The sequence below is a fragment of the uncultured Microbacterium sp. genome (assembly GCF_963521695.1).
In the GTDB taxonomy this organism is placed as follows: Bacteria; Actinomycetota; Actinomycetes; order Actinomycetales; family Microbacteriaceae; genus Microbacterium.
On the sequence record NZ_CAUQWC010000207.1, the window covers coordinates 1 to 6287 of the forward strand.

The 6287-nt window shown below is 71.6% G+C and carries 7 protein-coding genes; 3 read left to right on the forward strand and 4 right to left on the reverse strand.

The window, feature by feature from the left end:
• Positions 1 to 392 precede the first annotated feature (392 nt).
• The gene (locus RWP81_RS13320) at positions 393 to 845 is read left to right on the forward strand and encodes an SRPBCC family protein (RefSeq protein WP_314456867.1); all 453 of its coding nucleotides are present in this window, start codon (positions 393 to 395) and stop codon (positions 843 to 845) included.
• Positions 846 to 917: 72 nt separating this feature from the next.
• Here the strand turns inward: RWP81_RS13320 and RWP81_RS13325 are convergent, their stop codons facing one another.
• Positions 918 to 1910 carry an aldo/keto reductase gene (locus RWP81_RS13325; RefSeq protein ID WP_314456869.1) on the reverse strand — a complete coding sequence of 331 codons (993 nt, stop codon included), beginning with the start codon at positions 1908 to 1910 and terminating at the stop codon, positions 918 to 920.
• 152 nt (positions 1911 to 2062) lie between these two features.
• On the opposite strand from RWP81_RS13325, the gene RWP81_RS13330 reads away from it, so the two are divergent.
• The gene (locus RWP81_RS13330; RefSeq protein WP_314456871.1) at positions 2063 to 2524 is read left to right on the forward strand and encodes a hypothetical protein; all 462 of its coding nucleotides are present in this window, start codon (positions 2063 to 2065) and stop codon (positions 2522 to 2524) included.
• Positions 2525 to 2615: 91 nt separating this feature from the next.
• Here the strand turns inward: RWP81_RS13330 and RWP81_RS13335 are convergent, their stop codons facing one another.
• The gene (locus tag RWP81_RS13335; protein ID WP_314456872.1) at positions 2616 to 3944 is read right to left on the reverse strand and encodes a Cpe/LpqF family protein; all 1329 of its coding nucleotides are present in this window, start codon (positions 3942 to 3944) and stop codon (positions 2616 to 2618) included.
• Between the two features lie 91 nt (positions 3945 to 4035).
• Between RWP81_RS13335 and RWP81_RS13340 the strand changes: the two genes are divergently transcribed.
• A complete protein-coding gene (locus RWP81_RS13340; protein WP_314456874.1) occupies positions 4036 to 4449 on the forward strand; it encodes a GNAT family N-acetyltransferase in 414 nt (137 codons plus the stop codon).
• 152 nt (positions 4450 to 4601) lie between these two features.
• Here the strand turns inward: RWP81_RS13340 and RWP81_RS13345 are convergent, their stop codons facing one another.
• Positions 4602 to 6035 carry a PepSY domain-containing protein gene (locus RWP81_RS13345; protein ID WP_314456876.1) on the reverse strand — a complete coding sequence of 478 codons (1434 nt, stop codon included), beginning with the start codon at positions 6033 to 6035 and terminating at the stop codon, positions 4602 to 4604.
• 68 nt (positions 6036 to 6103) lie between these two features.
• On the reverse strand, positions 6104 to 6287 hold a 184-nt coding region (locus RWP81_RS13350; RefSeq protein ID WP_314456877.1), incomplete at its 5' end, for a hypothetical protein.

The window sequence follows — 6287 nt, forward strand, 5'->3', positions numbered from 1 at the left end:
TCGCGTCCATAAACACTCGCACACCGCGTTTCCACGCGCAGATCGCGTTTATGCGTGCGACTACGGCGACCCCGCCGCTCCCGCCGCGCGCGCCTCACCGCCGCTCGCGCCGAGGGCACCCCACCGCCGCTCCCGCCGAGGGGGCCCCGCCACTGCCACGCATAAACACGATTCGCGTCCATAAACACGCTCACACCGCGTTTCCACGCGCAGATCGTGTTTACGCGGGCGATCACGGCGACACCGCCGCTCCCGTCGGGACGGCCCACCGCCGCTCCCGCAGGGGCGGCGCGCGTATAGGGCACGAACGCCGATCACTCAACCCGGGGGCGCGTCCGCCGCACCGCGCGAAGACTAGGGGCAGCCCCGGAACCCATACGAAAGAGGACACCATGGCACAGGTCATCGAAACCATCGACGTCAACGTTCCCGTCCGCGTCGCCTACAACCAGTGGACGCAGTTCGAGGAGTTCCCGCACTTCATGAGCTTCGTCGAGTCGATCACGCAGAAGACCGAGACGCTCACCCACTGGAAGGTGAAGATCGGCGGAGCCGAGCGCGAGTTCGACGCCGAGATCACCGAGCAGCACCCCGACGAGCGCGTCGCCTGGAACAGCGTCGGCGGCGACGAGAACCACGCCGGCGTCGTGACCTTCCACCGCCTGTCGGATGACGAGACGCGCGTCACCGTGCAGATCGACTGGGAGCCCACCGGAGTCCTCGAGAAGCTCGGTGCCGTGTTCGGCGCCGACGACCACTCGGTCAAGAAGGACCTCGACAACTTCAAGGAGTACATCGAGTCGCGCGGCGCCGAGTCGGGCGCCTGGCGCGGTGACGTCAGCTGACGTCACTCCACCGAGAAGCTCAGAAGCCGGGCCCGTCCGTGAAGGATGGGCCCGGCTTCCGTCATGCGGGGATCACCACTGGGGGTGGATCTCCGCCCGCAGGCGCCGGTCGTACACCTCGCGCACGAGCGCGTCGAACGCGGCCAGGTCGAAGCCGCCGTCGAGGAGGTCGCCCGCCGCGGTATTCGACGCCGCCTGGGCGACAGAGCGTGCGCCCGGGATGACCGAGGTGACCCCCGGGCGGGACGCGATCCACGCGAGCGTCGCCGCCGGCAGCGTCACGCCCTCGGGCAGCGACGCCTTCAGCTCGTCGGCTGCCGCCACGCCCTCGTCGAACGGCACCCCCGAGAACGTCTCGCCCTTGTCGAAGGCCTCGCCGTTGCGGTTGTACGTGCGATGGTCGTCCTTGTCGAACGTGGTGTCGTGCGTGTATTTGCCCGACAGCAGACCGCTCGCGAGCGGCACGCGAGCGAGCACGGCGACGTTTCTCTCGGCGGCCAGCGGCAGCACCTCGTCGAGGGGCTTGAGGCGGAACGGGTTGAAGATGATCTGCAGGTTGGTCAGGTTCGGTCGACGAAGCGCCGACAGCGCCTGGTCCATCGTCTCGACCGACGCCCCGTACGCGGCGATGACGCCCTCGGAGACGAGCTGGTCGAGGGCGTCCCACGTGGCGTCGTCGTCGATCACGGCCGACGGCGGGCAGTGCAACTGCACGAGGTCGAGCGTGTCCTGCCCGAGCAGGCGGCGCGAGCGGTCGAGCCAGCCGCGGAAGTTCTCCAGGACGTAGTTCTCGGGCACCTGGTCTTCGCGACGCCCCATCTTCGTCGCGACCGTGATGCCCGCGGCATCCGTGCCCTTCAAGAACTTTCCGATGATCTCTTCCGAGCGGCCGTCGCCGTAGACGTCGGCGGTGTCGAAGAGCGTGACCCCGGCGTCGGCAGCGGTGCCGAGAACCGCGAGAGCCTCGTCTTCACCGACCCCGCCCCAGTCGGGTCCGAGCTGCCAGGTGCCGAGACCGATCGCCGAGACCTCGCGGCCGGTACGGGAGAGAGGGCGCTGCTGCATTGCGGTTTCCTTTCGAAGCGTCCTTCGAGCCTAGCCAGCCCCGCCGACACCGGGGTCCAGGGCGGTGGATGCCGAGACCCGGCGAGCGCAACCCCGGCCCGCCCCGCATTCGCGGCGCCTAGCGTGGCCGCACACCGATCAGGAGGATCACCATGGACACTCCCGCCGACCGACTCCCCGGAGCCGACGAAGAGAACATCATCCCCGAGTCCGAGGGGCTCGCAGCCGACGTTCCCGCGGGGGCCGCGGGAGCCGACACGGGGGCCGTCGGCGCCGCCGAGATCGACGCCGACGACGAGGCGCGCATCCAGAACATCTCGAGCCAGAACGACCTGCCCGGCGTCGGGACGCGGTCGGCTGACGGCCTGACCGAACGCGGCACCGATGATGGCGACGGCGGCTCCACCTCGCGCCACACCGAGGACACCGGTCGCCCCGAGGACGCCGCGGGGGAGACCGACAACCGCACCCCCGCGTCTCCCCCGCCGGCCGACGGCAGCGAACCCCATGTCGACGAGGACGACCCGATCGCGAAGTTCCAGCCCGGCGTCGGCCGCGATTCCGCCGCTTCCAGCCGCATCGCGCAGAGCCTCCCCGACCCCGACGACGCCTAATTCGGCGCGGGGCGAGCACGTCCTCGCGCGGGAGTGGGGCCGTGACGCCGAGGCGTCCTGCGAGCGGGGTCCCGTGCCCCCATCGCTTGACCTATCGCGCCAGGCGCAACGCGTCCTCCGCGAGGTGGAAGAACGCCGGCATCGCCGCCGAAACGGCCGCTGCGTCGGCGTCCGACATCATCAGCACCACCGTCGCCTCGCTCGCCCCGTCGCGCACGAACCAGCTGCCGGTGACCACGCCGCGGCTGGACCCGCCCTTGAACGCCACGTACGGCCAGGATCCGACGTCCAGTCCTTGACCGGGGTTCTCGCTCAGGATGCCGAGCACCTCGGCATCCTGGGTCTCCTGGAGCACGCGGTGCACGGCGACGACGTCGGCGGCGGAGGCGAACCAGTCGAAGCCCTGCTGCCACACCGGGGTCGTCACGTCGGGCACCGCGACCGCGAGCGGTGCGGCGTCGATGCGGTCGAGGAGCGCGCGCCTGCCCGCGTCGTCGGCCGCCTCCCACTCGGTGCGCACGGCGGCGTCGCCGTAGCCGAGCGTGAACAGCTCCTTCGTCGAGAGGAACGGCGCGAGCGCCGACGGGTCCGCGTGGCCGCTGCGCGCGACCGCCGCCTCGACGCGTTCGCGCCCGAGACGACCGATGAGCAGGTCGGTGGCGGTGTTGTCGCTGATGCGGATCATCGCCGACGCCGCCTCGAGCACCGACACCTCGGTGCCGGTCGGGGCGTCCTGCAGCTCACCCGAGGGCAGGCTCCGATCGGTGTCGCCGAGCACGAGCGTCTCGTCCCAGGCCAGGTCGCCGGAGGCCACGGCATACGCCACCGCCAGCAGCACGTACAGCTTGAACACCGAGGCTAGCGGCGCCGACCGGTCGGGGTCGATCGCGACCACGTCGTCGTCCCCGCGCCGCACGAGCGCGCTCACCTCGCCGGGGAGTTCGCGAAGACGCTGGTCCAACTCCTCCCACGACGTCGAGGGCTCCCACGGCGCGGCGACGGGGCCGAACACCATGCCGGTGATGCGGTCGCTCCCATCGATCGAGAGCGAGAGGTCGAAGGGGTCGCCGACCGAGCCGGCGAGCGTCGCCACGGCCTGCGTCTCGGTGCCCTGATAGGCCCTGACGGTGAACGGAGCCGCCGGACGGATCTGCCGGTTGAGCAGATCGGCGACATCCTCGGCCGACACCTGCGACTGGAAGTGGTCGTGCAGCACTCGTGCCCACTCTCCCGGCGTCGTGTCGGCCTCGGCCTCGAGCACGTCGATGATCCAGGTGAGGCGCTCCCCCACCGGGGTCGCCGGCACCTCCATGGATGCCGCCGTGGAGGCGGGGGTGTCGGGGGCGGCGCTCGTGCACGCGGTGAGGGCGGCGACGGCGACGAACGAGAGGGCGGCGGCCAGGCGACGGGCGAGAGTCACGGGGATCCTTCCGGAGGGGGGACGTCCCACGCTACGGAGAGGCCGGCGGCCCGACCTCCCTCGCGAGACGGAGATGCGCCAGGCTGAAAGCATGGACGACCTCCGCCTCGAATCGCTCCCGCCCACGCTCGACGACTACCTCGAGCTGCGCCGCGCCTCGGGCCTGACGCCCAAGCGCCCTGAGCAGGGGGCGCCGGCTCTGGCGAACAGCTGGGCCTGGCGCCGCATCGTGGATGCCACGGGCCGATCCGTCGCGATGGGCCGCGTCGTGGGCGACGGCGGCTGGTACTTCCTCGTCGCCGACATGGCGACGCTGCCCGAGTACCAGCGGCGTGGATTCGGGCGCCGCATCCTCGAGGACCTTCTCGCGGAGATCCGCGCGAAGGCCCCCGAGGGGGCGTACGTGACGCTGCTGGCCGATCCGCCGGGTCAGGCGCTGTACCGGAGCCTGGGTTTCGAGCAGCCGGCCAACGGCTCCGTCACGATGCACATGCTGCTCGCCTGACCCGCCGGCGGGGCCGCATCGCGCGAGCGGACGCGAAGATCTGCGGGGGTGCTCATGCCCCGCGAAACGGCATCCCGCCGACACCGAGTGTGCAACGTGTCACCGACATGTCAGCGAGATGCCGTCTCGCGGCGGCGCGAGCCGGCGCCGGCTCAGCGCGACGTGACCTCACTCCGCTCCGACGGCGACACGCGTCTCGCCCACCACCCGAGCAGCAGGTCGATCAGCACGAACACTGCGAGCGTGTAGCCGACGAACGGCAGCACCAGCCCGATCGCCACCGCGGCGACGAGGACTGCGGCGACACCCCACCACGGTGCGTGGCGGAGCACACCCCGCGCGGGCGCGGACGCGAGCCACCGGGTCGGTCGACGCTTCCACCACATCGCGTAGCCGAGCACGACGAGCGAGGCGATGCCGATGGCGAGCGCGAACAGCCCGAGTTGGTTGACGAGGCCGAACATGGTGCCCATGTGCAGGTCGACGCCCCAACGCGACAGCTTGGCCAGGAGCGGGTAGTCGGCGAAGTCGACCCGGTCGATCACCTGCATGCTCGAGCCGTCGACGGCCACGGCATCCACCTCGGTGGGATAGCTGCGATGGATCTCCTGCACGACCCACGCTTCGCCCGCGGCGGACGGCGGGCGGATCTCGACGTCGCCGCTGTCGACGTTCAGTCGCTGCGAGATCGCGAGCACGGCGTCGAAGGTGGCGGCGTCGGCCCGCGCGGTCGACGTCGTCGCGGCACCCCCATGATGCGCATGATCGCCCCTCTTCGCGGCCGACCCGTCGAGCGTGGTGGTCAGCGCGGGGGTACCGCCGCCGATCGCTGCGCGCAGATCGCTCACGTTCGCTCCCGCGAAGGTCGACCACGTGATGCCCGTGGCAGAGAGGAACAGCGCCCCGAGCACCACCCAGATCCCGACCGCCGAGTGCCATCCCGACAGCCGCCGGTAGCCCGTGTGGCGGCGGTTCGGACGCAGCAGGTCGCGTCGACCCCGGCGCGACCGGACGAACCGCCCGATCCACAGGCCGAGCCCGGCGAGCGCGACGATGCCGAGCCAGGATGCCGCGAGCTCGCTGTACCAGCGGCCGACCTCGCCCAGGTGCAGAAAACGGTGCAGGTCGCTGATCCAGTGCCGCAGCGGCAGCGCGCCACTCGTGCCGTAGGCGGGGAGGTCGCCGCGGATCTCCGTGGTCGCGGGGTCGACGAAGACCGCCCGCGTCGTGCTCTCGGGCAGGTCATTGTCGGCGAACATCACGCGGGTGGTGTCGCCGGGTGCCGGCGCCGGTCGTACAGCCACGGGCGTCCCGCCTCCGACGTACGCCTCGGCGGCGGCGATCTGGTCGGCCAGGGCCATGCCGTCCCGCGTCGACGACGCCGTGAGCTCGTGCGCGTACATCGCCCTCTCGAGGGTCGGCGTGAGCGCGTACAGCGCCCCGCTGAGAGCGGCGACGAGGATGAACGGCCCGACGAAGAGCCCGGCGAAGAAGTGCAGGCGGCGCAGGAGCGGCAGGAACCACCCCGGGCGGGTGCGGTCGGGCGCGACGGCGGCACCCGTGGACGAAGAGTCGGTCGCGGTCACGGGAGGACCGCCGGGATGAGGAACAGAGGAGGCATCTGCGAGATCGCTTTCCAGGTGCGGGGCACCCGTCATCCGGTCGCCCCGAGGGCAGCACCGGGACCGCGCCGCCCGGGCGATGACACGCGGGTCATCGCGGACGGCGGGCACTCATGGGTCGACTCGCGTCCGGTGAGGACGCGGAACAGCCCCCGCGGGCGCACGACGGCCCCCGGCACGGCGGCCGACCGCCCCACCGCTCGAACGGGCGGGGCG

Excerpts from the sequence above, each read along its gene's own strand:
- RWP81_RS13320 (WP_314456867.1), top strand. The coding sequence starts at position 393 with ATGGCACAGGTCATCGAAACCATCGACGTCAACGTTCCCGTCCGCGTC.
- RWP81_RS13325 (WP_314456869.1), bottom strand. The coding sequence starts at position 1,910 with ATGCAGCAGCGCCCTCTCTCCCGTACCGGCCGCGAGGTCTCGGCGATC.
- RWP81_RS13340 (WP_314456874.1), top strand. The coding sequence starts at position 4,036 with ATGGACGACCTCCGCCTCGAATCGCTCCCGCCCACGCTCGACGACTAC.
- RWP81_RS13330 (WP_314456871.1), top strand. The coding sequence starts at position 2,063 with ATGGACACTCCCGCCGACCGACTCCCCGGAGCCGACGAAGAGAACATC.